At 43.8% G+C, this 24,070-nt stretch carries 22 protein-coding genes and 1 other RNA gene; 7 read left to right on the top strand and 16 right to left on the bottom strand.

Features of this window, described 5'->3' with window-relative positions; genetic code table 11:
• Window positions 1–12: 12 nt before the first annotated feature.
• The 5 genes from ITG09_03845 to ITG09_03825 form a co-directional block, all read right to left on the bottom strand.
• Window positions 13–1,575: an AbgT family transporter gene (locus ITG09_03845; protein ID UPR52789.1), complete on the bottom strand. Its 1,563-nt coding sequence runs from the start codon at window positions 1,573–1,575 to the stop codon at window positions 13–15.
• Window positions 1,576–1,873: 298 nt separating this feature from the next.
• Window positions 1,874–2,323, bottom strand: a complete 450-nt coding sequence (locus tag ITG09_03840; GenBank protein ID UPR52788.1) for a prepilin-type N-terminal cleavage/methylation domain-containing protein — start codon at window positions 2,321–2,323, stop codon at window positions 1,874–1,876.
• Entirely contained in the window at window positions 2,313–3,653 is a 1,341-nt protein-coding gene (locus ITG09_03835) for a hypothetical protein (GenBank protein UPR52787.1), read from the bottom strand. The genes ITG09_03840 and ITG09_03835 overlap by 11 nt, the downstream gene beginning before the upstream one ends.
• Window positions 3,650–4,282 carry a pilus assembly protein PilW gene (locus ITG09_03830; protein ID UPR52786.1) on the bottom strand — a complete coding sequence of 211 codons (633 nt, stop codon included), beginning with the start codon at window positions 4,280–4,282 and terminating at the stop codon, window positions 3,650–3,652. Before ITG09_03830 ends, ITG09_03835 begins: the two co-directional genes overlap by 4 nt.
• Window positions 4,263–4,769 carry a GspH/FimT family pseudopilin gene (locus ITG09_03825; GenBank protein ID UPR52785.1) on the bottom strand — a complete coding sequence of 169 codons (507 nt, stop codon included), beginning with the start codon at window positions 4,767–4,769 and terminating at the stop codon, window positions 4,263–4,265. Before ITG09_03825 ends, ITG09_03830 begins: the two co-directional genes overlap by 20 nt.
• 102 nt (window positions 4,770–4,871) lie before the next feature.
• Here ITG09_03825 and ITG09_03820 point away from each other — a divergent pair, with 102 nt between their 5' ends.
• Entirely contained in the window at window positions 4,872–5,303 is a 432-nt protein-coding gene (locus tag ITG09_03820) for a prepilin-type N-terminal cleavage/methylation domain-containing protein (protein ID UPR52784.1), read from the top strand.
• Window positions 5,304–5,488: 185 nt separating this feature from the next.
• Here ITG09_03820 and dnaJ read toward each other — a convergent pair whose 3' ends face one another.
• The 5 genes from dnaJ to grpE all read right to left on the bottom strand — a co-directional run bounded on the left by dnaJ (window position 5,489) and on the right by grpE (window position 13,036).
• The gene (gene dnaJ / locus ITG09_03815) at window positions 5,489–6,637 is read right to left on the bottom strand and encodes a molecular chaperone DnaJ (GenBank protein UPR52783.1); all 1,149 of its coding nucleotides are present in this window, start codon (window positions 6,635–6,637) and stop codon (window positions 5,489–5,491) included.
• Between the two features lie 290 nt (window positions 6,638–6,927).
• The gene (dnaK, locus tag ITG09_03810) at window positions 6,928–8,841 is read right to left on the bottom strand and encodes a molecular chaperone DnaK (protein ID UPR52782.1); all 1,914 of its coding nucleotides are present in this window, start codon (window positions 8,839–8,841) and stop codon (window positions 6,928–6,930) included.
• Between the two features lie 388 nt (window positions 8,842–9,229).
• Window positions 9,230–10,267 carry a polysaccharide lyase family 7 protein gene (locus tag ITG09_03805; protein UPR52781.1) on the bottom strand — a complete coding sequence of 346 codons (1,038 nt, stop codon included), beginning with the start codon at window positions 10,265–10,267 and terminating at the stop codon, window positions 9,230–9,232.
• A 523-nt stretch (window positions 10,268–10,790) separates the two neighbouring features.
• A complete protein-coding gene (locus tag ITG09_03800; protein UPR52780.1) occupies window positions 10,791–12,065 on the bottom strand; it encodes a dicarboxylate/amino acid:cation symporter in 1,275 nt (424 codons plus the stop codon).
• Between the two features lie 389 nt (window positions 12,066–12,454).
• Window positions 12,455–13,036 carry a nucleotide exchange factor GrpE gene (grpE, locus tag ITG09_03795; GenBank protein UPR52779.1) on the bottom strand — a complete coding sequence of 194 codons (582 nt, stop codon included), beginning with the start codon at window positions 13,034–13,036 and terminating at the stop codon, window positions 12,455–12,457.
• Between the two features lie 143 nt (window positions 13,037–13,179).
• Between grpE and nadK the strand changes: the two genes are divergently transcribed.
• The 3 genes from nadK to bamE all read left to right on the top strand — a co-directional run bounded on the left by nadK (window position 13,180) and on the right by bamE (window position 16,536).
• Window positions 13,180–14,064: an NAD(+) kinase gene (gene nadK, locus ITG09_03790; protein ID UPR52778.1), complete on the top strand. Its 885-nt coding sequence runs from the start codon at window positions 13,180–13,182 to the stop codon at window positions 14,062–14,064.
• 280 nt (window positions 14,065–14,344) lie between these two features.
• Entirely contained in the window at window positions 14,345–16,009 is a 1,665-nt protein-coding gene (recN, locus tag ITG09_03785) for a DNA repair protein RecN (protein ID UPR52777.1), read from the top strand.
• 167 nt (window positions 16,010–16,176) lie between these two features.
• Window positions 16,177–16,536, top strand: a complete 360-nt coding sequence (gene bamE, locus ITG09_03780; GenBank protein UPR52776.1) for an outer membrane protein assembly factor BamE — start codon at window positions 16,177–16,179, stop codon at window positions 16,534–16,536.
• 172 nt (window positions 16,537–16,708) lie between these two features.
• Here bamE and ITG09_03775 read toward each other — a convergent pair whose 3' ends face one another.
• Window positions 16,709–17,020, bottom strand: coding sequence for an RnfH family protein (locus tag ITG09_03775; GenBank protein ID UPR52775.1), 312 nt, complete (start codon window positions 17,018–17,020; stop codon window positions 16,709–16,711).
• Window positions 17,021–17,023: 3 nt separating this feature from the next.
• Window positions 17,024–17,452, bottom strand: a complete 429-nt coding sequence (locus tag ITG09_03770; GenBank protein UPR52774.1) for a ubiquinone-binding protein — start codon at window positions 17,450–17,452, stop codon at window positions 17,024–17,026.
• A 119-nt stretch (window positions 17,453–17,571) separates the two neighbouring features.
• Here ITG09_03770 and smpB point away from each other — a divergent pair, with 119 nt between their 5' ends.
• Window positions 17,572–18,057 (top strand): SsrA-binding protein SmpB, encoded by a 486-nt coding sequence (gene smpB, locus ITG09_03765; GenBank protein UPR52773.1) that lies wholly within the window; start codon window positions 17,572–17,574, stop codon window positions 18,055–18,057.
• 66 nt (window positions 18,058–18,123) lie between these two features.
• Window positions 18,124–18,490: a transfer-messenger RNA gene (ssrA, locus tag ITG09_03760) on the top strand.
• A 209-nt stretch (window positions 18,491–18,699) separates the two neighbouring features.
• Here the strand turns inward: ssrA and ITG09_03755 are convergent.
• The 4 genes from ITG09_03755 to ITG09_03740 form a co-directional block, all read right to left on the bottom strand.
• Window positions 18,700–20,580 carry an ATP-dependent zinc protease gene (locus tag ITG09_03755; GenBank protein ID UPR52772.1) on the bottom strand — a complete coding sequence of 627 codons (1,881 nt, stop codon included), beginning with the start codon at window positions 20,578–20,580 and terminating at the stop codon, window positions 18,700–18,702.
• A 304-nt stretch (window positions 20,581–20,884) separates the two neighbouring features.
• Window positions 20,885–21,694 carry a M15 family metallopeptidase gene (locus ITG09_03750; GenBank protein UPR52771.1) on the bottom strand — a complete coding sequence of 270 codons (810 nt, stop codon included), beginning with the start codon at window positions 21,692–21,694 and terminating at the stop codon, window positions 20,885–20,887.
• A gap of 81 nt (window positions 21,695–21,775) precedes the next feature.
• Window positions 21,776–22,504 (bottom strand): DUF429 domain-containing protein, encoded by a 729-nt coding sequence (locus tag ITG09_03745; protein UPR52770.1) that lies wholly within the window; start codon window positions 22,502–22,504, stop codon window positions 21,776–21,778.
• 45 nt (window positions 22,505–22,549) lie between these two features.
• On the bottom strand, window positions 22,550–23,344 hold the full coding sequence (locus ITG09_03740; GenBank protein ID UPR52769.1) for a YeeE/YedE family protein: 795 nt from the start codon (window positions 23,342–23,344) through the stop codon (window positions 22,550–22,552).
• A gap of 187 nt (window positions 23,345–23,531) precedes the next feature.
• On the opposite strand from ITG09_03740, the gene ITG09_03735 reads away from it, so the two are divergent.
• A complete protein-coding gene (locus ITG09_03735; protein UPR52768.1) occupies window positions 23,532–24,059 on the top strand; it encodes a hypothetical protein in 528 nt (175 codons plus the stop codon).
• Window positions 24,060–24,070: the final 11 nt, after the last annotated feature.

The following is a 24,070-nucleotide window of genomic DNA, read 5'->3' as shown; positions in this document are numbered from 1 at the left end:
CTTAGTTCAATCTTACATTGTGTAAGTGTAAGGTGCTTGGATACCTAGTGGGATACCAAGAGCCCAGTAAGCTAGCAAGAAGATAGACCAACCGATTAGCATAGCAATCGAGAATGGCATCATTAGAGAAGCTAGAGTACCGATACCTGTCGACTTAACGTAACGTTGACAGTAAACAACAACCAGTGGGAAGAACACCATTAGTGGAGAGATGATGTTAGACACTGAATCGCCTACACGGTAAGCCGCTTGAGATAGCTCTGGAGAGATACCCACAACCATTAGCATAGGAACTAGGATAGGACCAATCAGTGCCCACTTAGCAGAAGCTGAACCAACAAGAAGGTTAACTGCAGCCGTTAGTAGAATCATACCAACAACCGTTGCTTCACCTGGAAGGTCCATCGCTTTCAAACCTTCAGCACCGTAAAGTGCCAGCATAGTACCGATGTTTGATTGAGCAAATGCAGATAGGAACTGAGCACAGAAGAACGACATTACAATGTATGCGCCCATCGTTGCCATAGTCTCAGACATTGCTTTGATAACATCATTACTATTCTTGAAAGTACCCGCTACACGGCCGTAGACGATACCCGGGATAATAAACAGGATGAAGATCAGAGGAACGATAGACTTCATCACTGGTGCTGAGAACGCTGTTAGCTCACCTTCAGGCGAACGAAGTGCTGAGTTTTCAGGAACCAAAGCTGCGATAAGCAGACCAATACCCGCAACCATTGCCCAACCAGCAAATTTGAATGCTTTAGATTCAATCGCCGTGAACGTACCTAGATCAGGTGCTTGTTCTGCATCTTCATCAACAGGAGTGTTAGCAAGACGAGGCTCGATAACTTTCTCTGTTACGTACCAACCGATAGCAACGATTAGAACTGAAGATAGACCAGTAAAGAAGATGTTCGCTAGAGGGTTAACCACGTATGCAGGGTCAAGAACGTTTGCCGCTGTTTGAGTGAAACCTGCTAGTAGCGGATCAATACCTGAAGGAATGAAGTTTGCTGAGAAACCACCTGATACACCCGCAAACGCTGCTGCAATACCTGCTAGAGGGTGACGACCCGCAGCGTGGAAGATGATACCGCCAAGAGGAATTACTAGAACGTAACCTGCATCAGCTGCTGTGTGAGACACGATAGCAACCAAGATTAGCATTGGCGTTAGTAGTTTAGCTGGCGTGAAGTTAAGCATCTTCTTAAGGCCAGTCGTAATGAAGCCTGAAGAGTCAGCAACGCCAACACCTAGCATAGCAACAAGTACGATGCCTAACGGTGCGAAGCCTGTGAACGTGGTAACCATATTCGCTAGGAAGCTAGCAAGCGCTTCACCAGTTAGTAGGTTGTTTACTTCAAGAGCAGCACCCGTTTGAGGGTTGATTAAGTCGAATGAAAGATTCGATAAAAGTGCAGATGCTACCCATACAATAACTAGAGCCCAGAAGAACAGGATTGCTGGGTCTGGAATTTTGTTGCCGGCGCGTTCAATGAAGTTTAGAAAGCGGTCCATCCCACTGATCTTCTCAGTCGATGGTGCTTTTTTTACGGCTTGGTTACTCATGGTAACTCCATATGTGATGTTGTTTTGTTTAGGCCTAATATAAGTTTGGACCATGGCCTATTGGTGCAGCACATATTCTATTAAAGTCGCTATCAAAAAGCACAAGATTCCACCTAATTTTCCATAAATGGAGACATATTTTGCAAAAATACCATACAACCACAACAATATAAAAACACAAAAAACACCATTCCATATACAGAGTTTTAACTAGCACGCAAACAATGTCCGAGAAGTGAAAATTATCAGTAAAAGGAGTGGCATGAGCCTTGGCATACAGTAAACGTTTACTTGAGAGTCAATCAAACTCACTGTACTTGGAGAGCATAGTTTCGAGGTAAATACTTTGTGCGTGGTTCATTCGATCTTGCCATGCAATTGTGACAGTAATGTTTTTCAGAGCACCAGACAAAGCACCGCCTGCATTAGTCACCTCACAGGTCATTGCATAGGCAGAACCCGACAAACCGGATAAAGGATCTGAACTTGCTATGTTGAGACAATGGTTCGCCTCATTTAGTTCCGAAAAAGGAATGAGCCCGACCGCCCCACTCACACTAGACGCCCGAGTTCGATAATACTCCATCTGCCTTTCAGCAAAATGCAGCGCCTCTACGCTGTGGATCGCAAAATCCGATTTTTGTTCAGCATACACCTGCAATTTAACCAACCCTAGTGAAGCAACTCCAATCAACAGGAAAGAGATAAGAACCTCTATCAAGCTAAAACCTGAGTTCTTAGAAATCATTCCATGAACCTCGCTTCCACTGATAAGTTGAAGGCGGATCAATCGGATTAGAATCCGCACGAAAATCTAAGTCCATGTCACCAACAATAGTCGTCACACCAGCAGGTGAGTCAAAAATAAGGCCACCAGAAGGCAAACCAGATGCAAACTGAATCCCTACACTTTTTTTAACGACACTGGCGTCACCAATGTCTTTGATAAAAGGCGCAAATACGTTATTAGCAGCGAGCGAATTCCAGAAACCATCGACTCGATTTTTTACATGGCTCTTTTGATAATCGACCAAATGATAAATCACTCCGTTGTAAGCCATGGCTCCATTCAGTGCCAACACACCATCTTGCACAACCAAAAGCTGTGATGAATTGATTGTGGCCGCAACCGCAGCATTAATATGACAATTGCCTTCAATCCACAACCCCTTAGTTTGCCCGGCCGTAAAGTGGTCCATGATCTCTGTGCCGCACTCAGTCGCATTCAATAACTGAACATGCTTAAACAAATCCGTATCTTGTGATAGGTCGACAATATTTTGATCGGTTTTAGCGACACCAAAAAAGGTGTAAAAGGGATTCATATTGGGATCAGGATTAAAGTCTTTTTGGAAAGGCGCTGGATTCGTGCCTTGATAATAATCGGGGGCATAAATCGAATGAGTACTACCGGAAGTACCTTTCGGGATCGCCGTTTTATAGTCACTATGACATATACCATCAAAGCCAGAAAATGGACCATCAACACTAGGATCTAGCACCTCTAACCCCAATGACTGCCCTGAATTACTATGTGTTGTGTCATATTGATAGGTGAATAGATCAGCAAAAGAGACGCTGACGCACTCATATTCATTGCCGCTGATTGGGTCTTCTTTTGCTGTCGGCTTCAAGCTTAAAGTACCAATCAGCTCAATAGGCCCCGTCGACTGAATCGCCCCACTGCCGAACTGAGATCTTTCTCTTATTGTCTTAAAAAGAAACTGTGCGTTTGAGGATGACGCTACGATGTAAGCGCTAGAAATCGCACTATCCGAGATTTCGATCTGCGGTTTATTTTCGTAAGGAGAACACCAATCAAAAAAATCTTCAGGACGAACACTCGCGTCTTTGATATCAGTAATTGTCTTGTCTAATTCAAGTAAGTAGGAGTAGGTACACTCTAAGCCCCCTTCCGAGCGCCAATGTTCTTGTCTGCCCTGCACTTCATTCTGTGCGACTTTAATTTGATGGAAAACACTGCGATACGTACCTAGCGTCACCACCAAAGCTCCAACTAAAAGAACCGATGTTACCAACAAGGTCACCACACCGCGCTGCTTTTTAAATATCATCATTGCCAGTTCCTTTGCTTTACGGAGACCGAAAGCGATTTGGAAACACCTGCGGTTGGAATTGAAGCTGTGATATTGATATCAGTGAACGTGGTCTTAATAGAGTTCTGCTCTAATAGATGAGCATCAACGCTAAATGCGTCCACCTCGATCAGGCTGTCATCAAACAGCGAATAACATCCGGTGACTTCATTGAAAGAAAGAAGCTCCTCGCCAACAAGCGTACCTTTTTCACATATTTGTAGCCGAGTCCCATCCTTGCGGTAAACGATATGTCGATGATCTTTATCGCTACTCGACCCTTCTCGGAAATAAACAAAACCCACCGCCACACCGCCACTGACTTGAATGGTGTCACTCGCGCCAGATAACTTGATTGAATAACCATTAGATCCATCGTAGCCCGCTCGTTGAATATCTTCTTTCATCACCTGCATGGTACTGGTTAGGTTTTGCAGCAGTAATAATTCAATACCCTTATCTTTGGCAATTCGCTGCCCGGTGATGAACACACTCCCGATAATCGAAATCGCGAATACGCCAATAACGGACGCCACCATTAACTCAATCAATGATGTGCCTTGTTGCTTGCTCGGCGCTGCTACTATCGGCTTAACACGCATAATAGCCATACTGCGCACTCGACTCACCACACACCTTAATTCGCCCTGGGGGGCTGGATAATTTAACCAACAATCGGTCTGTGGACGCTGTGTTTGGAGAAAGATAAATCGTTCCCCTAGCTGGCCGTCCTCTAACACTCTCAAAACTAATTCTTGCACCTGTGTAGTTATGAGAAAACGAGACATCTCGAAACGGTTGCCCCGATAGCATCACCAGCGTTTCGCCAGAGAGATCTTCGGTCGGCTTCAACAGCAGACTCCACTCCCCTGTAGATTGCTCTTCATTTTTATCCATAGAGAAATGTACCCAAAGATCTTGATTCCTTTTCACCGATTCCGACTTAGCTTGAATTAAAAAACCATTCAACTCACTCGCGAGTCGCTGCATCTTGACGGTTTGAGTCACCGAACTAAAACTCGGGGCAGCCGTCGCTATCAGTATCGATAAAACCGATACCGTTATTAACAGCTCTAATAAAGTAAACCCGCGAGTCATTTCCCAAATTCCTATGTAATCTGATGCGTAACCATATTTAATCTTGCGCCGATGCTACCACCGAAGAAAAATAGACAGAGTTATGAAAGGAAACTACTCGCGATGATTCGAAGAAATATATGCAACAACAACAAGTTAAGCATTAAAGGAATGACATTGATCGAATTATTGATCGCTATCGCCATCGTGGGGATACTCGGTGCCATTGCCTATCCAAGTTATACAAACCATGTAATCAAAGCGCATCGAGTCACCGCAATGGCCGACATGACCAAGATTCAACTGGAGATGGAGACCCTGTATACGGGAAACTACGCATCGGCCGCTGATCGTATTATTTCCGGAGGGACATGTTTGTTTTGCGATACGGATACCAGTCGCTACACGCTAGCAGTTTCGGCTAGCAGCACCACCTATTCGATTCAGGCTGAGCCACTTTCACCACAAACAAACGATGATTGCTTAGATTCAACGACCGATATTTTGGAGTTGCATCATTCAGGTATCTCAGAGCCAGAAGCGTGTTGGAAGTAGCAAGATAACCCCGTAAGGAAACTAGAGCTTACCTGTGCAACCTCAGTTCTTTCCTCGATAAACTTCTGTTCTCTAATCTACAGACACAAAAAAGCCTGCTACATGAGCAGGCTTTTCTAATGTTATCAAAAATTTAAAGTATCAATAACTTAAGATATCAACAACCTAAGTCGCTAAGTAAGGGATTACTTAGTTAGGTCATCGAAGAAGTTTTTAACGCCGCTGAAGAAACCTTCAGACTTTGGCTTGTGCTTGCTTGCCGCTTCGCCACAACATGTTTCTTCGAATTCACGCAGTAGTTCTTTTTGACGAGAGCTTAGCTTAACTGGTGTTTCTACCACTAGCTTAACAATTAGGTCACCCACACCGCCGCCACGAACGCCTTTCACGCCTTTGCCACGCATACGGAACATACGGCCCGTTTGTGTTTCTTCTGGCACTTTAAGGTTTACACGACCATCCAGTGTTGGAACTTCAACTTCACCACCTAGAGCAGCCATAGAGAAGCTTACTGGTACTTCACAGTAAAGGTTGTTGCCGTCACGCTCAAAGATATTGTGTTCTTTTACGTGTACTTGTACGTACAAGTCGCCAGCTGGAGCGCCTTGCTCTCCCGCTTCGCCTTCGCCTGATAGACGAATACGATCGCCAGTATCAACACCAGCAGGGATCTTAACGTTAAGTGTTTTCGTTTTTTGTTTGCGACCTTGACCATGACATGAGTTACATGGGTCTTTGATGATCTTGCCTTTACCATTACAAGTAGGACAAGTCTGTTGAACCGCAAAGAAACCTTGGCGCATTTGCACTTGGCCGTGGCCATGACAAGTGCCACACGTTTGTGCAGAAGAACCCGCTTTCGCGCCGCTGCCGTCACAAGTATCACACTCTACAAGAGTCGGAACTTCAATCTCTTTAGAAACGCCACGAACTGCTTCTTCTAGAGAAAGTTCCATGTTGTAACGTAGATCTGAACCGCGTTGTGCACGCTGTTGACCGCCACCACGACGACCGCCGCCGAAGATGTCGCCAAATACGTCACCGAAGATATCGCCGAAGTCACCTTGGCCACCGCCGCCGAAACCGCCGCCGCCGCCCATGCCACCTTGTTCAAAGGCTGCGTGACCGTATTGGTCGTAAGCTGCTTTCTTTTGAGAATCGGTTAGGATCTCGTACGCTACTTTTACTTCTTTAAACTTATCTGCTGCGGTTTCGTCACCCTGGTTACGGTCCGGGTGGAATTTCATCGCTAAGCGTTTGTACGCTTTTTTAATATCGCGCTCTGATGCATCGCGGCTTACGCCTAATACTTCGTAAAAATCACGTTTTGACATGTTCTAGGTCACCAAAATAATTGCTACTACCGAATGATCACTTCAATAGTCTGTGTATCAATCTAGATAAAAGTTCTGCCGGCTGAAACGCCGAATAAAGCTATTATCTAGATCGACAAGTCTAAATACAAATTTACGGGCGTGAGAGTTACCTCTGACGCCCGTATATTTAGAAATCGAAAAACGATTTTTTCTAAGCTAAAACACGTTAGTTCAAGGAGAAGGCACGGAGCTTACAGGTGTAAGTGAGTACCTTCGACGCAGAAATCACGTGTTATAGCGACGAAAAATTATTTTTTGTCGTCTTTAACTTCTTCAAACTCTGCGTCTACCACATCGTCGTCTTGCTTAGGTTGTTCACCAGCGTCAGCACCAGCTTGTTCAGCTTGAGCTTTCTGTTGAGCAATTTCCATTAGCTTTTGAGCTGCTTGCATAAGTTCTTGAACTTTAGCGTCGATAGCTTCTTTGTCGTTACCAGACTTAACTTCTTCTAGTGCCGTGATAGCCGCTTCGATTTTAGCTTTCTCGTCTGCAGGTAGAGCTTCACCAGCTTCTTCTACTTGCTTCTTAGTGCCGTGAATCATTTGGTCAGCTTGGTTACGTGCAGTTACTAGCTCTTCGAACTTCTTGTCAGCTTCTTTGTTAGCTTCTGCTTCTTGAACCATTGCTTCGATCTCTTCCTCAGACAAACCGCCTGATGCTTGGATAGTGATCTTCTGCTCTTTACCTGTCGCTTTATCTTTAGCAGATACGTTCAGGATACCATCAGCATCTAGGTCGAATGTTACTTCAACTTGTGGCATGCCACGTGGTGCTGGTTGGATACCTTCTAGGTTGAACTGACCAAGAGACTTGTTGTAAGTCGCTTGCTTACGCTCACCTTGAAGAACGTGGATAGTTACTGCGCTTTGGTTGTCTTCAGCTGTAGAGAACACTTGATCCGCTTTAGTAGGGATAGTTGTGTTTTTCTCGATAAGCTTAGTCATTACGCCGCCCATCGTTTCGATACCGAAAGATAGAGGAGTAACGTCTAGAAGAAGAACGTCTTTAACTTCACCAGCTAGTACACCACCTTGAACAGCAGCACCCATTGCAACAGCTTCGTCTGGGTTCACGTCTTTACGTGGCTCTTTACCGAAGAATTCAGTTACTTTAGCTTGAACCATAGGCATACGAGTCTGACCACCAACTAGGATAACGTCAGTGATTTCGCCTACAGATAGGTCAGCATCTGCTAGAGCAACTTTTAGTGGCTCAAGAGAACGTTGAACTAGGTCTTCAACTAGAGACTCAAGCTTCGCACGAGTCACTTTGATGTTCATGTGCTTAGGACCAGTCGCATCAGCAGTAACGTAAGGTAGGTTTACGTCAGTTTGAGTAGTAGAAGAAAGCTCGATTTTCGCTTTTTCTGCTGCTTCTTTAACACGCTGCATTGCTAGTGGATCAGCTTTAAGGTCGATACCTTGCTCTTTCTTGAACTCATCTACTAGGTAGTTGATCATGCGGTTATCGAAATCTTCACCACCAAGGTGAGTATCACCGTTAGTTGAAAGAACTTCGAAAGTCTTCTCGCCTTCTACTTCATCGATTTCGATGATAGAGATATCGAATGTACCACCACCAAGGTCGTATACAGCGATAGTGCGATCACCACCTTGCTTGTCTAGGCCGTAAGCCAGAGCAGCAGCAGTTGGTTCATTGATGATACGTTTAACATCTAGACCAGCGATACGGCCAGCATCTTTCGTTGCTTGACGTTGAGCATCGTTGAAGTAAGCAGGAACAGTAACAACTGCGCCAGTTACTTCTTCGCCTAGGAAGTCTTCAGCTGTTTTCTTCATTTTCTTAAGAACTTCAGCAGATACTTGAGGAGCAGCCATTTTTTGGCCTTGCGCTTCAACCCATGCATCACCGTTATCAGCTTTAACAATGTTAAAAGGCATGATTTCGATATCGCGTTGAACTTCTTCATCTTCAAAACGACGACCGATTAGACGCTTAATTGCGTATAGCGTGTTTTGAGGGTTAGTAACTGCTTGACGTTTCGCAGGTTGACCAACTAGCGTCTCGCCGTCAGTGTATGCGATTACCGATGCTGTTGTGCGTTCGCCTTCAGCATTTTCTAGTACGCGTGGTTTGTCGCCGTCTAAAACAGCAACACAAGAGTTAGTAGTACCTAAATCAATACCAATGATTCGACCCATCAGGCTATCTCCGAAATATAATCTATATTAGTTTTTTGCTATACCCACATATGTGGGGGGCGGTAATCAGGGATTCAACCCTAATACACAAAATTTAAGTGCAAATGTAATTTGCTTTCGTATGCACCATAGATAAGGGCTGCAAACTGGTTTTCAAGGGAATAAGTAAAAAAAATCTATTTTTTCCCGTATCTTTTTACATAAAGGTAAAAAGTAACCGATCCCTTGCCAATTAAGGCTCCAATGTTGAGAAGCTCTCGCATTTGTCGCTATATTGAAACCTCAACACTATTCCTGATTCCATAAAAAAGACCTTCATGTTGAAGGTCTTTTTCGAATAGATGTTAATCAGTTAAATATTATTCAAATAGTGGCTGATTCAGCCATGTTATTGATTTAGCACTAACTGGTAGAAGCTCGCTTGAGTGTAATCACCCGCTTCCATACCACGCCATTCACAGGCAGAGCTCGACTTCTTAGTGTTGCATTGATTGTAGGCGCCTGCTTTGAAGTACATCCAGTCTTGTCCATAACCAAGGTCGATATCATGACCCTGATATTTACCCTTAGCCAAATCAACATCATACGTCTTCACAATAGGATCGGCTGAGTTTGGATTCTTAGTAAATGTTAAGTGCATGATGTTGTCTTTGATATTCACATCGTATGAGAACACTTCACCTAGCTTGATACCATCAGTAGGGTCAGAGCTGCCTTTTTTCAGATTGTATTGACCAAATACATCATGGCGAATGTCTTTACGAAGTTTCTTTCCGTTTTCATCCTTCGCATCTTTCATCTCTGTCGGTGGATTCAATTCATAGTTCCACGTTAACGAACCATGCTCATGCTCTGGCAATTTACGGTAAACAATTTTCAGAGGCTCATTGTCTGAACCATGAATTTGGCCAATCACTACCGAGAATGCGCCTGTTTTTTTGTAGCTACCGCTGGTACTCACCTGATCAACAGAAAGTGTCGCCGTCATTTGACCACCGATAGAACCAAATTCTTCTGCATTCTTGTGGCTTGAAATCGCGAAGTTGTTGCTCGGCGCCGAGTAGCTGTCTGCCAGCATCGCTCTTAGCTCACTGCGCGTGTTTTTACTGTTTGGTGTCGTTGGTGCCGTATTCGGAGCCACAAATACCATCGCGCCAGATTCGGCATCGGTGTAGAACCACTGAGGATGAACGTAAGGCGTCTCTACATTCGACAATTCTTTCTTACCGATTTCTAGCGTTTTGCCTTTTCTAGATCCTTCGGTCGTTAACTCAGGCAAGTTAATTTTCCATTTAGATAGATCAAAATTTTGTGCTGGTGCTTTTGCAGGGTCAAGATCAAATTGTTGACCAACATCGTGATTAGAAGCAAGGACAGGCGCTGCTAAAATACCAGCAGTCAGTAGGCTAAGGTAGGACAACTTCATTATTTGGTTTCCTTTATGTCGTCAGAATGTAGGTTGCCAGAACAATAAAATAATATTGTATTATTATATGTGATCTATATTAAATATTGAAAACTGATGACCAATTCAACGCGAGTAAAAAGAAAAAATGAGACTTCGCCCCAACACAAGCCCCTCTTTTGAGCCACAAGACAGATAGCCCAAAGCATCGACCAGCTGAAACAAAAAAGCCCCGCTCTCATTGAGCAGGGCTTCAGGGGCTGTTGACCTTTCGAGCTGGGTTTTGCAGCATCTTGTGGGAAATTTATACAAGGAAGAGGCTTTGGCGTGTAGCTGGCCTACATGAAAAGCCGATAACGCAGTAGAAATGAACCACAAGTGCTGCCCGAAGGGTTCGGCTAAAATCGTTTTATGCTTTGTTAAAGAATATTTGCTTAGAATGACTAGGCTACATACTCTTCGCCGCGCCTAAAACGATTTTATCTCGAACAAAACTTAACCACGAAAGGTCAACAGCCCTTAATTATCAAGTCTTAATTCAGAATTAAGCTTCTGCTTTTTGTAGCTCAGCTTCTTCGTTAGCTTCAACGCCAATTTCGTTTTCAGACTTAGCAACGATAGTGTTAACCGCTGTATCACCGACTACGTTTGAAGAAGTACAGAACATGTCACAGATACGGTCAACAGCAGCAACAATCGCTAGACCTTCTGGTGGCAAACCTAGTTGGTGCAATAGAACACCTACCATTACGACACCGCCACCAGGAACACCGCCAGCACCGATAGACAGTAGCAAGATAGTTAGACCTAGAGTGAAGATATCAGCAGTGTTGATTGGCTGACCAAACGCGTTTGCTACAAACATAGTTGCTAGTGCGATGTAGATAGATACACCAGACATGTTCATGGTTGCACCTAGTGGTACACCGAAACCTGCTACTGACTTAGATACGTTTAGTTTGTCAGTAAGAGTACGCATTGTTACTGGAATCGTTGCATTCGAACTTGCCGTAGATAGTGAGAATAGAACTTGCTCACGAGTTGCACGTAGGAACTGCTTTGGAGAAATACCAGTAAATGAACCAACCATCATTGGGTAGAAGAAGAAAATCCAGAACACAAGCATTGCAACCACAAGCGCCACATAGCCAGCAACTGACATTAGCGTGTCTGCATCCAGTGTTGCGCCCAGTTGAATCATCAGAGCAAATACACCGTATGGCGCAAGGCTCATTACTAGGCCGATAAGCTTCATCATGATTTCGTTAGCCATCTTGAACGTCTTGATAGCTGGACCACCACGAGAATCAAGCGCTTGAATAGCAAGACCAGTCAGAATAGCCATGAAGATGATTTGTAGCATGTCGCCACTTGCAAATGCTTCTACAGGGTTGCTAGGAACGATGTTAACAACAAGAGAGAAGATATCTGGCGTTTCAGTTGTTGTAAGCGCAATTGTCTCAGAAACTGTACCCGCTAGATTCGCACCAGCACCCGGTTGGAAAATAAGACCAATCGTTAGCGCTGCTGAAATCGCAATGATGGTGTTAATAATGTAAAGACCAAAGGTTTTACCACCAAGACGACCAAATGAACGAATATCTTTTAGCTCAACAATACCGCAAACAATAGATACGTATACAAGAGGAACTACCAGCAACTTGATAAGTGATACGAACATACCACCAGCACCCTCGGCAGCGCCAAGTAGATACGTATCAAAAATAGCAATACCGCTGAATAGGTACTGAATAGCAGTACCAATAAGTAGACCGGCGAACAAGCCTACAAAAATTTTACTTGAGAGCGATTTATCCATCGTTCTTCTCCAGTTTGTTGTGTTTAAAATTTGTACTTTTATAGTTATATATGCGACTAAAATCGCTATATGGCAGTAGATTTTACATACAAAGATAACAATTAAAAGTATTTATTTACAAAAACATCACAAATGTGACATCAAAACATTCACTCAATCACAACAAGTTTCATAACACAAAACTCTAAATCATTGTTCTAGATAAAATAAAAAGAACGACATTCTTAATGTGGTTTTGATGCTTATTTACGTGGAGTCTCAAGTTATAGGCACAAAAAAAGAGAGGCCTATGCCCCTCTTTTCTATTTTACGCAAACCAGTGATTTATTTTGTCGCCGCGACTGAGTCAGTCAATGCGCCAGTCAATCACTTGGTAACGTAATACGTCATTACTTAGCAACCATAACCATCGCTGGGCGAACCACACGACCGTTTAGTTCATAGCCTTTTTGCATCACAAACATAACCGTGTTTGATTCGTGATCTGGGCTTTCTTGGATAGACATCGCTTGGTGGAATTCAGGGTTGAACACTTCACCTTCAGGGTTGATCTCTTTAAGACCAAACTTAGCAACAGTGTCTACGAATGTTTTATGCGTTAGCTCAACACCTTCAAACAATGGCTTAACCACTTCATTTTCTGCGTCTGCCGCTTGCATTGCACGCTCTAGGTTGTCGATGACAGGAAGTAGACCTTCAGCAAACTTGTTCAAAGCGAATTTACGCGCTTTATCAATTTCTTGTTCGCTACGGCGACGCATGTTTTCAACTTCAGCTTTCGCGCGAAGAACAGTATCTTGCTGCTCTTTCACTTTAGATTCACTAGAAAGCAGTGCCGCTTCCAGTTGAGCAATTTTTGATTCCTGCTCATCAGCCGCGTCTTCATTCAGTTCAGCTTCTTCAACTTTCTCAGCTTCAGCAATGATCTGATCTAGTTCTTCTTCGGTTACTTTGTTTTCTTCGTTGCTCATGATATCTCCAGAATTCGTTTTCAATGCCAGTGACAGGCGTGTTTGCGCCTCAAATTGATATAAAACACTCGCATAGACGTTCAACTTGCCTTTATTATGGGGATGAAGAATTTTGATTCAAGCCTAATTCGTTTGGAAACGTTATGAAAAAGCCATTTGAAGTCATCGCTATTATTGGTAAACCTCGAGATCAGCAAGCAATTCAGACTCATAGAGAGCTCTATCAGTGGTTAAGTGCTGAGGGTTATCAAGTGTTTGTTGATGATAGGCTCTCCAGTATTTTGGACGATATCCCACAAGAACATTTTTCTAGCCTGATTGAGTTAGGTAAACGCGCCGATCTCGCAATTGTTGTGGGTGGTGACGGAAATATGCTCGGTGCGGCTAGAATATTGTCGCGTTTCGATATTTCAGTCATCGGTGTGAACCGAGGAAACCTTGGCTTCCTAACCGATCTTAACCCTGAAAACTTCCAAAGTGCACTTATCGATGTACTCAAAGGTGAGTTCATGGAAGAAGAGCGCTTCTTACTTGAAACGGAAATTCATCGTCATGGCCAAATAAAAAGCCACAACGCCGCACTCAATGAAGCCGTACTTCACCCAGGTCAAGTAGCGCACATGATCGAGTTTGAAGTGTACATCGATGACAGCTTTGCGTTCTCACAGCGTTCTGATGGCTTGATCGTCTCAACACCGACAGGTTCTACCGCCTACTCGCTTTCTGGCGGCGGTCCTATCTTGTCATCTAGCCTAAATGCTATCTCACTAGTGCCAATGTTCCCGCACACCCTTTCAAGCCGCCCACTTGTGGTGGATGGAAAGCGTCGTATCAAGTTGATCGTATCGCCTGATAACCGCGGTACACAGGAAGTTAGCTGCGATGGTCAAATCTCGCTACCGGTTTCTCCTGGCGACGAGATCCATATTTACCAAAGCCCTAATGTGCTCAAGCTGATTCACCCTAAAGACTACAACTACTACCACGTTCTACGTAACAAACTAGGCTGGTCGAGTAAGCTGTTCTAAGTGAAAAGCGAACGATTTTAAAAGGCTGACGACATTCGTCAGCCTTTTTTATTGCCAGTAAAAAGCCCGTCAGCTCTCGCTTCACTTCAATTCCCTATACCGTCACTCCCGATAGAAAGGAGCGACCTAGTTGGGAATCTATTGTGGTTTCAGTGATCTACAGACAAGCTCAATTCTGAGATCCGTCACAAAAAATTTTCACCTGTCGACTTTACTGTATAAAGAAACAGTATATACTGAGCTTATATACAGTATTGTTCAGTTATACAGGTAAATAAAAATGCTGGCTCATTTAAGTGTTAATAATTTCGCTATTGTTAAGTATTTACAGCTAGAACTCTCTAAAGGCATGACAACAATCACCGGGGAAACTGGTGCAGGTAAATCTATCGCGATCGATGCTTTAGGCTTATGCCTTGGAGGAAGATCCGATGCAGGAATGGTTCGACAAGGTGAAGAAAAAACCGAGGTCAGTGCCGCTTTTTTACTTGAGAACAATCTGCATGCTACCCGCTGGTTAGAAGACAACGAATTGCTCGATGGCAGTGAGTGTATCCTGCGCAGAACCATCTCAAAAGAAGGTCGTTCTCGTGCATTCATCAACGGTAGCCCTGTCCCTCTTTCGCAATTGAAATCACTAGGACAACTGCTGATCAACATCCATGGTCAACACGCGCATCACCAGTTGATGAAAAGTGATTACCAAATGGCGATGCTTGATCAATATGCAGGCCACTTGAACCTATTGAAATCGACACGTAATGCTTACCAGTCATGGCGACAAGCCGATAACCACTTAAAAGAGTTACTTGAAAATAGCCAGCAAAACCAAGCTCAAAAACAACTTCTTGAATACCAAATCAAAGAGTTAAATGAGCTATCTATTGGGGAGGAAGAATATGAAGACCTCGAACAAGAGCATAAGCGCCTCTCCAATAGCGGAGAACTGGCCACAACCTGTCAGCAAGCTATCGAACTTATTTATGAAGGTGAAGAAGTTAATGCGCTTGGTATTCTGCAATCGGCCAATAACTCCTTAATTCAGTTAGCTGAGCTAGATGAAAGATTGGCTGAGTTACCGAACTTGCTTTCTGAAGCGATTATTCAGATCGAAGAAACCAACAACGAGTTAAGAACATACCTAGACAGCATTGATGTTGATCCGGGTCGTATGGCTTACGTTGAAGAGCGTTTCTCTAAAGTGATGTCGATTTCTCGTAAACACCACGTGTTACCTGAAGAGCTTTATAAGCACCATCAAGACTTACTACAACAAGTTGAAGCACTTGATTGCTCTGATGAAAAGTTGGAAGAATTAGCAAACGAGGTAGAAAACCAATACCAATCGTTCGTTGCTAAATCAGAGAAGCTTCATAAGTCTCGAACTCGTTACGCAAAAGAGCTAAACAAGCTGATCACGCAAAGCATGCACGAACTCAGCATGGAAAAAGCGCAGTTTGCCATTGAGGTGAATAACACCAATACACACCCTTCTCCATTGGGTATGGATAACGTGACCTTCATTGTTTCGACCAACCCAGGTCAACCAATGCAGCCGATTGCTAAAGTGGCCTCAGGTGGTGAGCTATCACGAATCTCGTTAGCGATTCAGGTGATCACAGCGCAAAAAGTGGATACACCAAGCCTGATTTTCGATGAAGTCGATGTGGGTATCAGTGGGCCAACAGCAGCGGTTGTCGGAAAAATGCTACGTAAGCTGGGCGAATCGACACAAGTAATGTGTGTGACTCACTTACCTCAAGTTGCCGGTTGCGGTCACCAACAGCTGTTTGTAGCGAAAAACACGAAATCAGGTAAGACTGAGACTCAAATGCACACGCTTGATGAGCAACAACGCGTCTCAGAGCTTGCTCGACTGCTTGGTGGCAGCCAGATTACCGAATCGACGCTTGCCAACGCAAAAGAATTATTAGTCGCAGCTTAGGTTACATATTCGGCAACTTTCTGATAATTTACCGAATATTCTTGGCAATTTTGCAACTTAATTCAAAATTGCCAGTCATAACAAGCTCAAAGCGCAAGGAGCTTTTTACTTCTTGCTGGAGCTTGTTTATTATCAGGCAGTATTTTAGCGAAGAAAGATCTCAAACTATGCGAATTAAAAAGTGGTTAGTTGCAGTTCCACTTGCACTAACAATGTTGACCGGTTGCTCTCTACTAGAGAAGTTGGTTTATCGAATTGACATCAATCAGGGTAACTATGTTGAACAAGAAGCTGTCGACCAGCTCAAGTTTGGTATGACAAAAACACAAGTTCGTTACGTTATGGGCTCACCTATGCTTATCGAAAATGGCTACCCAGATACGTGGTATTACATTTACCACCACCAAAAAGGCCATAACGACCCTATTCAGAAAAACCTTGTCGTGAACTTTGATGCTACAGGCACTCTAGTAACGATCAATGGTGATTTTGAAGCCAGTGATGAGTTCTTCGAAAGCCTTCGCTAGCTTTCCAGTCAACAAAGCTCTCAGTCAACAAAGCAAGAATCGCAAAAGCCTGCTCACTTCACACGAGCAGGCTTTTTAATATCTGCTAACAAATTAGCTTCGTTGTCTAACCAACAGGCACAAAAAACTCGCCAATGTGGCGAGCTCTCTTATTACTTAAATTTGTTTGGTATTACGACTTAGCAGCAGCCGCTTTTGCTTGTTCAGCACGCTTACGGCGAATCTCTTTTGGATCAGCTAACAGTGCTCGGTAGATTTCGATACGATCTTTATCGCGAACGGTTGCATCTAACTTAACGTTGCGGCTGTATACGCCAACTTTATTTTTCGCCAAGTCGATTTCTGGATACAACTCTAAAACACCAGACTGCGCAATAATCTCTTCAACGGTCGCGTTCTTATTTATCACTAAGGTAAACACACGCTGCTCGTGCGGAAGCGCGAACACAACTTCTACGTGGATCATATCTGATTCAATAGTCATGGCTTAGTAAACCTGTTTCGCTCGTTGAGTAAAAGCACTGACCATATTGCTTGTCAGTTCATTGAAAATCTTACCAAAAGCCATTTCAATCATTCGGCTAGAAAATTCAAACTCCAACTTAAGCTCAACCTTGCACGCTTGATCGTCAAGCGGAGTAAAATACCAACCGCCTTGCAGCTTCTTGAACGGGCCGTCCACCAGCTCCATCAAAATTTCAGCGCCTTCCGCTAAACGGTTCGACGTAGTAAATGTTTTGCTGATACCAGCTTTAGAGACATCAACCGAAGCCACCATAGTTGAATCTGAAGATTCGATCACACGTGAACCAGAACACCCTGGCAAAAACTCGTGATAACGAGCAACATCATTGACCAAGCTGAACATCTGGTCGGCACTAAACGACACTAATGCTGAACGAGTAACCTTTGGCATATAGACTCCTGTTAAAGACAGCGTTACATTAACACAAACTGCAATTTTAATTGTATTGGGCCAGAGCGCAAATAAAAAGGATTCCCCAACTAGGGCGCAATCCGTATAATGAGGCCATTATGGCAAAGAATAAATCAAAATCAAAAGCCGGTAGTAATACCATTGCGCTTAATAAGAAAGCTCGCCACGAATATTTCATCGATGATGAGATAGAAGCGGGGCTTGAGCTACAAGGCTGGGAAGTAAAATCCCTACGTGAAGGCAAAACCAATATCGCAGAAAGCTACGTCTACATCCGAGACGGCGAAGCATTCATCAGTGGTATGACGATCACTCCGCTCACTCAAGCGAGTACTCATATCGTGGCGAACCCAACACGCATCCGTAAACTACTAATGTCGAGAAAAGAACTCGATAACCTTATCGGTCGTATTAACCGTGAAGGCATGACACTTGTCGCAACCGCACTTTACTGGTCTCGCTCTTGGGCGAAGATTAAAGTTGGCGTAGCGAAAGGTAAAAAGCTGCACGATAAACGTACTGATATGAAAGAAAAAGATTGGGCGAGAGATAAAGCACGAATTATGAAGAGTAATTTGCGTTAATTTTAAGCACTTAAACGCACAAAGCTAGACAGGGTAAGCTTTTCTGGTACTATGCAAATAACACTTGGGGCTGATTTAGGATTCGACAGGAATTTTGAAGTCTGAGGTGCATGCCGTGGGGCGGTTGGCCACGTTAAAAGCCGCAAAAAAATAGTCGCAAACGACGAAAACTACGCACTAGCAGCTTAATAACCTGCTCAGAGCTCTCTTACCCTAGCTTCCGCTCGTAAGACGGGGACCAATAAGAGATCAAACCCAAACTAGCTAGCGCGGATTCTCCCACCTGAGAGGAAAAGCGCGAATTATAATTCAGGTTAGCCTTTAACTAGCGTGTCGGTTCGCAGGTTGCTGGTGAAATTAAAGATCGACTAAGCATGTAGTACCAATGATGAATGATTTTTGGACGCGGGTTCAACTCCCGCCAGCTCCACCAAACGTTTGGAAAGGGCCAACTCGAAAGAGTTGGCCCTTTTTTTATCTTTATGTCACTTGCCACAATATGACAAATTACATTGCTAACAATGAGTTACCATTAGCACATCAATAGTAAAACCAGACACTCAATAAAAAACCACACATCCCATTACTAAAATATGTGGCCGTTTAGAGCTGTTCTCTTACGAACTTAGATAAGTTTAGATGTTACTCCATATCGCCAAGCAAGTAATCTTCATCACTGCTCACTACTGCACCGTGCTTTAAGAAGTTCTTGCCTAGGATCATGCTGTACTCAAAGCGAGAGCGATCTTGAAGGTTTACCCTCACCTCTTTCTCTAAGTCACCTAACTTAACCTTCATTTCGACTACAGGACGAATGTTCACCTTTTCGCCTTTTTTGGCTTTAATACGCATCACATCAATCACTGGCTTAGTGAAGTCTTGCTTATCGCCTTGGTTGTTTTGATAGGTAAAGCTCACCATGTCTTGGCCGTCTTTCTTAAATCGTTTGATGTTGACTGCATTCATTGAGCTTACATCTGCGCCAGTATCCAACTTGGCCGGGAACTTCATGCCGTTGACTTCAACAACTTCTATATGCCCCACTTTAAACAAAGGCTCCGATTTCAAAAGATAATCAGATCGAGTATTCACATATACCCCATCTTTCGCCATCTTCTTACCTAAAATGAAGTAGGCCTCTTTCTCATTACTGTTAAGCACATCGATAGCAAACTCTTGTTGGCGAACTTTACCAGCGCCCAAAAACTCACCACTTACAACCGGACGAGTATCATCCCCGACTTTTAGCTTCTTAATAATTGGCTTTATTACCTTCTGCTTCTCACCATTTACATCTGTAAGATAAAATTCAACGGAAGCATCTTTGCCTTTACCTGTCATTTCAAAACTGTCGACCTTCAACAAAGGCGTATTGACAGTAAATGAAGCAACAGCCTTCATAGGGAAACCATCTAATGTGATATCTTCTTCCGGTGAGATAATCAGTGGCTCAGTCTTCTTAGCGACCTCGCTGAAATTCTCAGTTCCTTCAGAGAGAATATTCTCAGCATTGGTATCAATCATGAACAGCTCACTGGCGGTGCTTGTACCAAACCTCAACTGTGACTCACTGCTAGAACGGTCACGTAAATACACCAGAACGTCTTTGGTTGTGTTTTCATCGAGTTGGACTGGTACATATACCAGAGGTCTCTTTTTACCACTCACGCTTAACATACGAACTAATGGTAGTGTCATCTCTTTCTGCTTACCATCGTTGTCGAACATATCAAACGTCACTTCTTTGTTCTTTTTGTCTATGTCGATGTCTTTTGCATGTAAAATGCTGTAGCGATTCTTTAAAGAGAAAGTCGCATTCATCGCCATTCCCGAGATAGACACCACCTCTTTACGGCCAACCACCGTTGCGTTCTCTTGCTCTTGCAAGTAGTCATAACCCGCAAACACCAGTGCGTTATCTGCAAGGAAGGTTTTGCCGATCAATACTGGCGCAGAGAAGTGACTTCTGTCAGTCAGGTTAACATCGGTTTTTAATTCTTGATCCGCAATGGTGAGCGACATTTTTACGGTAGGACGAAGTAAAGGCGTGCTGCTAGTGCGGCTGCGTATCATGCTGACACGCTCTAAAGGCGCTTCGATTAATACCATATCTCCCGTGCGTGGGTTTTGGACCTTAAAAGACACCACAGCTTCATATTTTGCAAAGGTGCTGCCATCCCAATCATCATAATCAACATCGGAATTATTCAACAGGTCTTCGGTTAACGCCGCCATCAACTCTTTGTCTTTGAGGTTTTGGTAGTCAGCATTAGAGCTCTTCACATGAATGTCTTCAGCATGCATAGAAGTGGTTTCTGCACCGGTATCAATTTTACCAATGAAAGGAACGTCTTTTAGCCCTTGAACACTAGATAGGTACACGTTCTCAGTGCGACCTAATACCGACTTACCATCGAGTTCGTAAGTAGGATTTTGAGTGGTGTGTGAAGTATCTGTAGCCAAAGTGTATTGTGAAAAAAGTAGAGTGCTTAAAAGAGTTAGAGCCAAAGGTATCTTTTTCATTAGTTGGTCCGTTGTGATCAGTTCACTAATAATACTGGCGTTTCAGCGAAGAGTTCCCCCACCAGCAATGGTTCTCACATAACGTTAACGCTATGAGTTTTTCAATGACAAACCGATGACTTTGCGCTGCATTCGCTTATCGATTATTGACTAATGGATACCCAATAACCTTTTTAATGCTCGGTGTTCTATTGAAGAAATGAATACAAAAAGGCCAACGACGAGCGCTGACCTTAGCTATTCAAAACACACCTGAAGCGAGTTTAACTTGCTAAAACACAAACGGTTCTAGATAAAGATAGCACTAAAAAGTCCCGACTGTTTTCTTTGCACAGATAGCTCGATCTTTTTCTGCGTTCTCACCTTTATTTTTGAGATAGCACTGACGATAAGATTCGACGTAGCGCTCAAATAACACCTTGGCTTCAGGTTGTGGTTTAGAAAGCAGTTGGTTAACGAATTTTCTTGAACCGACCTCAAAATGCTGAGTATCGATTGGGCTATTCCAATCCCCTCCCCAGATCATAAAACCATGATGGGCGAAAAGCTCAACCACATCTTCTGCCATGCCACTACGTTCAATTTCATCACGCGCGCGAAAACGAGTACGATTCACATAGCTTGTCGCAGATTGTGAAGGCTTTACCGTGATTTTTCCGTTGCTATCGAACTCTAAGAAAGGGTTTTGAACTGGGTTGATGTCTATTGCCACACCATACGCATGTTTCGACCAACCTCCTCCGCCTGTAATAGGACGAGCGTTAAACGCACTGCTGTTGTTCGCATCCATTGAGGCGTTATCGTCACCTCTGAATTCACGCATTAAACGAGCGGAATGAAGAGGAAAATTGCGCAGTTTAAGCTCTGAAAAGATTTGTTCAACAGCCGGCGCAACAACATCAAGCACAATCATGTTCCCCTGCTGCGTTTCGCCCTTAAAGTTAACGAAATCGAAATCCACTTTGGATAGTCGCTCACAACCAACGGGCGCACCACTACTCAAGACATTGTTCTTTTTCATCATGTCGCATTGCCATTGAGATATAGGGGCAACTTGGGCATAACTCGCAGCACTGAGCACAGTGGCCAGCAAGCCGACAATAAAACGTTTCATATCAAAGACTCAAAAATAGTAAGAGTGAAAAGTAGCAGAGTTGGAAAATAACATATTAAGCCAAGTTGAGCGCACGCTTTGTTAACGCGTTTTGTCCCAATAAACAATCTCTCGAACTCGGCCGTTCTGGTCGACATCCGCTTCTCCACCAACATCAAAAGGCTCTGGTAAGGTCGATAATTGCGGAGCGTAATAGGCAACTAACATAAGCACGAACGCATCATAGATGTCGTCTATCGCAACGTCTTTACGTTTAATGTTTGAAATGGCCAACACCAAGCCTTCACACCATTGAGGGGCGAGTTGCTGAATAATAGAAAGCCGTTCTTCTTTGCCTTCTGGCGTTCGTTTTGAAAACGTCAGCGGCTCGCCTTTCAATGCTGCAAACACCACCTCTGGATGTGATTCCTTGATCGAAAGGTTTGGGTGAGTTTCAATGAGCTCATCAAGCTCGCGGATCTTGGGCACAATCCCCCAAGTCTGTTTAGAAAACTTCTTATCAAGCTGCTCAACATTGGCATTACACGCCGCAATGTAATCGGTTTGGTAAACCGCCTCTCGGCACGGAACAGGAAAAACGGAAGAGCCACGTTTGCTGGTAAGAAAACGCCTTGCTGCTTTATCGCATAATCTATCCGGAGTCTGTGAATCGCTAAAACCAATCGGCATATCGATTAACGTTGTTGCTCCCGTAAGATCGTCAAGCAACTCATCTAGGGTCTTTACCACCTTGAACTCAGGTGGCTCATTGCCAGAGACAATCCAAGCAATCCAACCCGCCTTGCAGCCATCAATTCCGATGTATTTCATTGTTTTCTCAAATTGCAAACTTACACTAGCTTGTACTTTCGCTAACTATCGACTTTGAATCAACCTAACTCCGGTATATATGCCAACAATGATACTCAACACAGAAAAAACACCCGCCAACGACAGCACTGGCATCGCCACTAACAACTGAGTATCGTTCCCGCCACCGGCCATTACGGCTCCAAATCCCATAAGCACCCCCGCAACTAAGTGTTTGCCAAATCGACGTATAGAGCTCAACCTCAAAGAAAACGACCCAGTAAATAACGCAGCGCTAACCATTCCAACTAACAGCGAGATCATCAATATAAAACGTTCACTGCTTGGCCAAGCTTCAGCTCTTCCATGCCAGAGCGAAGTCCCTATAGATTTCAACAACCCACTTGGTGTCCAGTGTGGTTCATAAAGGAATACAAAACCTGCCGTTAAGCCAATTCCCAACATTGATAACCATAACTTGCGATTTACCACATTCATGAAATAACAACTCACCACAATTGTGAGCGAGATACTTCCAAGGAATACGTATCTAGAAAAGTCGGACAGTACCAACCTAGCTCCTTTCAACTCCGAAGGCAAAACTGGAGCAAACACCAACCAAGCAACAAACCAACCGAATATAGTCGCCAACATAACCACTTCGCCGCGAGCTAACCGACTCACTGTAGAAACCCCACAACCACTGTTGATTGCCGCGCCAATACCAAACAGAAAGCCACCAAGCAATGAGAACAAACTCGGCCAAAATGCAGTGGATAAAAGCCGCCCTTCTACGACAGAACCTAGAGCCATAGAAACCCAAGCCAGCGAACCACTAAACACAATCGCGATGATGAACATCGGTGATCCGTTTGTTGCCTCCTTTACTCCTCTCACCATACAAAGGCCCGTAGTTTGGGCAAGATACCCCAACAAAAAGATGCAGAGTAAAGCAAGAATAAACAACATACATAGCCCCCGAATTGCATTGATTTTGCTGTCGTCGTCCGTTAAATATAGTAGGAAGCAAGAACCCTAAGGACAGAATATGCACCACAAGCTTATTGATTGGCATAAGTCTCGGCACCCTAATTACTTAGGAGACAACAAGGTTAATAAACTTTCTGCCACTGAGCTTCAGTGTTTAGTGGTTCAAATTTTACAGCCTATCGAACGCTCACTAGGAGAAGTAACGGTGACCTATGGTTATACAAGCCATACCCTTTTAAGGTGGATATTGAAAAATAGCCCTGGAGATATGGCGCCCAATATTGACCAACATGCCTCTATGGAACTCAACTCCCGGGATAGCCGTATCTGTAAGCGCAATGGGGCTGCGTGTGATATTTATGTTGAAGGGTATGAGCAACGTATGGATGAGGTCGCTCGATTTATCTGCACGCATTTAGAGTTCGACCGCCTCTATTTTTATGGCAAAGATAAACCTCTACATATTAGCGTTGGTGCTGATAATTCAAAATACGCACTTATCCGACAGCGCCGAAGTGATGGGCTTCGCGTAAACACAAAAAGTGCAAAAGGCAGCGCCACACAGGCATTGTTTGATGATTTATAATCTTCAAAAAC

This window comes from Vibrio cyclitrophicus, from assembly GCA_023206055.1.
GTDB classification, from domain to species: domain Bacteria; phylum Pseudomonadota; class Gammaproteobacteria; order Enterobacterales; family Vibrionaceae; genus Vibrio; species Vibrio cyclitrophicus_A.
Note: the sequence above shows the minus strand (reverse complement) of the source record. Positions and strands in the feature narration are given on the sequence as shown.